Source organism: Caldimonas sp., from assembly GCF_046289365.1.
GTDB lineage: Bacteria > Pseudomonadota > Gammaproteobacteria > Burkholderiales > Burkholderiaceae_C > Caldimonas.
The window spans coordinates 1-3536 of the sequence record NZ_JBKBVU010000259.1; the positions used below are offsets into that span (position 1 = coordinate 1).

The 3536-nt window shown below is 71.6% G+C and carries 3 protein-coding genes; all 3 read left to right on the forward strand.

The window, feature by feature from the left end; translation table 11 throughout:
• Positions 1 to 148: 148 nt before the first annotated feature.
• Complete coding sequence (locus ACK42S_RS16545) at positions 149 to 1324, forward strand: thiolase family protein (protein WP_409710103.1); 1176 nt, start codon at positions 149 to 151, stop codon at positions 1322 to 1324.
• A 77-nt stretch (positions 1325 to 1401) separates the two neighbouring features.
• Positions 1402 to 2580: an imelysin family protein gene (locus ACK42S_RS16550; RefSeq protein WP_409710106.1), complete on the forward strand. Its 1179-nt coding sequence runs from the start codon at positions 1402 to 1404 to the stop codon at positions 2578 to 2580.
• A partial coding sequence (locus ACK42S_RS16555) for a di-heme oxidoredictase family protein (RefSeq protein WP_409710109.1) occupies positions 2577 to 3536 on the forward strand: 960 nt, incomplete at its 3' end. The genes ACK42S_RS16550 and ACK42S_RS16555, both read left to right, overlap by 4 nt.

A 3536-nucleotide genomic window follows, 5' to 3' on the forward strand; every position in this document is an offset into this window, starting at 1 on the left:
CCCTCCCCCTGCGTCCCCTCCCTCGGGGGGTTTCCGCAGCGCTTGGGCCCAGCGTGTCGGGCGCGCCCAGCCCAAGCGCTGCCATCCGGCTTGCCCGCCGCGTGATCGGCGACCACAATCACGGCCACCACGCCGCAACGGAGCCTCCATGTCCCAGCCCGTGATCGTCGATGCCGTGCGCACCGCCTTCGGCCGCCGCCAGGGGGCCTTGCGTGAGACCCGTCCGGACGACCTGCTGGCTTTTGCCGTGCGCGGCCTGGTCGAGCGCAGCGGGGTGATGCCAGAGCAGATCGACGACCTCATCGCCGGCTGCGTGAGCCAGGCGGGCGAGCAGGGCGCCAACATCGGGCGGCTGGCGGTGCTGCTGTCGGGCCTGCCCACGCGCGTGGCGGGCGTGTCGCTCAACCGCATGTGCGGCTCCAGCCAGCAGGCCGTGCACTTCGCGGCCCAGGCCATTGCGGCCGGCGATGCGCGCTACGTGATCGCCGGCGGCGTGGAAAGCATGAGCCGCGTGCCCATGTTCCTGGACGTGACGCTCGGCCGCTTCGAGTTCACCGGTTTCGAGGCGCTGAACCCGGCGCTGCGGCAGCGCCATGCCCTGGTGCATCAGATCGAGAGCGCCGAGCGCATCGCCGAGCACTGGGGCCTGTCGCGTGCCGACTGCGACGCGTTCGCGAAGGAAAGCCATCGCCGCGCCCATGCCGCGGCCGAGGCCGGCCGCCATCGCGAAGTGCTGCCCACACCGGGACTGGATGCCGACGGCCGGCCGATCACGCTGGTGCGCGACGAAGGCATCCGCGCCGTGCTCGACGAGGCCCGCATCGCTGCGATGGCCCCGGTGATGCGCCCGCCGGGGCAAGGGGTGGTGACGGCGGCCAACGCCAGCCAGATCTCCGACGGCGCGAGCGCCGTGCTGCTGGCCGACGAAGCCACCGCCCGCGCCGACGGCCTCACGCCCAAGGCGCGCTTTCGAGCGCGCGTGGTGGTGGGCTCCGACCCGGTGATGCAGCTCAGCGGGGTGATCCCCGCCACCCACGAAGCCCTCCGGCGCGCCGGCATCGGCGTGGCCGATTTGGACTGGATCGAGGTCAACGAGGCCTTCGCCAGCGTCGCCCTGTGCTGGGCGCGCGAGTTCCGGCCCGACCTGGCCAAGCTCAACCCCTGGGGCGGCGCGATCGCCCACGGCCACCCGCTGGGCGGCACCGGCGGCGCGCTGCTGGCCAAGATGCTGCACGGCCTGGAAGCCACCGGCGGCACCCTGGGTCTGCAGGTCATGTGCATCGGCCACGGCATGGCCACGGCCACCGTGATCGAGCGGGTTTGAACCTGCCGGATCCAGTCAAGATTGTGAATACGAATAATTCCTAAATACAATGGCGGGCCCGACCCAAGGAGTCCGTCATGAAACACTTGGTCCTGAGCCTGGCCGTGCTGGCCGCCTTTCCGGTGGCGGCCCAGGCCCCGTCGGCCGCCGCACCTGCGGCTGCCGCGGCCGTCACGGCCTCGGCGGTGGTCCGCCACCACGCCGCCCTCGTGCATGCGAGCTACGAGGACACTCTGGCTGCGGCCCGGGCGATGCAAAAGGCCATCGCCGCCTTCCTGGCGGCACCGTCGCAGCAGACCCTGGCCGCCGCACGCCGGGCCTGGCTCGATGCCCGTGAGTTCTACGGTCAGACCGAGGCCTACCGCTTCTACGGCGGCCCCATCGACGACGATGACGGCCCCGAGGGCCGGCTCAATGCCTGGCCGATGGACGAGTCCTACGTCGACTATGTCGAAGGCCAGCCGAAGGCCGGCCTGATCAACGACCGGCGCCAGCCCCTGACCAAACAGGCGCTGATCGGCCTGAACGAGCGCGGTGGCGAGGAGAACATCGCCACCGGCTGGCACGCCATCGAGTTCATGCTCTGGGGCCAGGACCTGTCCGAGACCGGCCCGGGCAATCGCAGCTTCGAGGACTTCATCGACGGCAAGCGCCCCAACGCCGACCGCCGCCGCACCTACCTGCGCCTCGTCACCGAGATCCTCATCGATGACCTGACCGCCCTGGTGCGCGCCTGGGCGCCGGGCGTGAAGAACAACTACCGCGCGGCGTTCGAGCGCGGTGGCAACGAGTCCTTGCGCAAGATGCTGGTGGGCCTGGGCTCGTTGTCGCGCGGCGAGCTGGCCGGCGAGCGCCTGGAGGTGGCCCTGGCCAGCCAGGACCAGGAAGACGAGCACTCCTGCTTCTCCGACAACACCCACCGCGATGCCGTGGCCAATGCCAAGGGCATCGAGAACGTCTGGCTGGGCCGCTACCAGCGCGCCGACGGCCGCATGCTGCAGGGCCCCAGCCTGCGCGACCTCGTGGCCGCGAAGGATGCGGCCCTGGCCGAGCGCACCACCGCGCAGATCCGCCGCTCGGTGCGGGCCACCGAGGCCATCCAGGCCCCCTTCGACCGCGAGATCCTGGGCGGGCCCGATGCGCCCGGCCGCCAGCGCGTGCAGGCGGCCATCGACAGCCTCACGCAGCAGAGCAAGGACCTGGTGGACGCGGCGGCGGCCATCGGCATCACCCAGCTCACGCTCGTGCAGCCGTGACAGCCCGCGGCTTCGTGTGCCTGGCGCTGGCCCTCGTGGCCAGCCCGCTGGCCCGGTCCGACACGGCCCCGGCCGAGGCCGACCCCCTGGGCGAGCGCACCGGCGGCGCCACCACCGTGTGGGCCACCGGCAAGAACGCCTTCTCCTTCCCGGCGGCCAACCTGAGCGATGCCGAGCGCACGCGCTTCGTGATCGGCAACTCCTTCTTCAAGCGCAACTGGGTCATCGCGCCGGCCTCCACCACCGCGCGCGACGGCCTGGGCCCGCATTTCATTGCCCGCTCCTGTGGTGCCTGCCACGCGCTGGACGGCCGTGGAGCCCCGCCTGACTTGCGCAAAGGCCTGGCCGACGAACAGCCCCTGGCCCTGCTGCTGCGCCTGTCGGTGCCCGGCACCGACGCCCACGGCGGGCCCAGGCCCGAGCCGGTGTACGGCGACCAGTTCACCAACGCCGCCGTGCCGGGTGTGAAGCCCGAAGGCCAGATCACGATGCGCTGGAAGCCGATCCACGGCCGCTTCGCCGATGGCACGCCCTACACCCTGCAGCAGCCGCTCTACGGCTTTGCCCAGCTCGGCTACGGGCCGATGGCCAAGGACGTGAGGGTCAGCCCGCGCATCGCGCCGCAAGTCATCGGCATCGGCCTGCTCGAAGCCATTCCCGAGGCCGAGATCGAACGCAATGCCGCCGAGCAGGCGGCGATGCCCGGGCCCATCAAAGGCCAGCCCAACCGCGTGTGGGACGTGGTGGCGCAGCGCGAGATGATCGGCCGCTTCGGCTGGAAGGCCAATGTGGCCACCGTGGCGCACCAGACGGCCGGCGCCTTCCTGGGCGACATCGGCATCACCTCGTCCTTCTTCCCTGAGGAAGCCTGCACGCCGAAGCAGACGGACTGCCGCGCCGCACCCCGCGGCGCGCGGGGCCAGGCCCCCGAGATCGACGACAAGAAGCTCAACGAC

Coding starts and splice junctions, on each gene's coding strand:
- ACK42S_RS16545 (WP_409710103.1), top strand. CDS start 149: ATGTCCCAGCCCGTGATCGTCGATGCCGTGCGCACCGCCTTCGGCCGC.
- ACK42S_RS16550 (WP_409710106.1), top strand. CDS start 1,402: ATGAAACACTTGGTCCTGAGCCTGGCCGTGCTGGCCGCCTTTCCGGTG.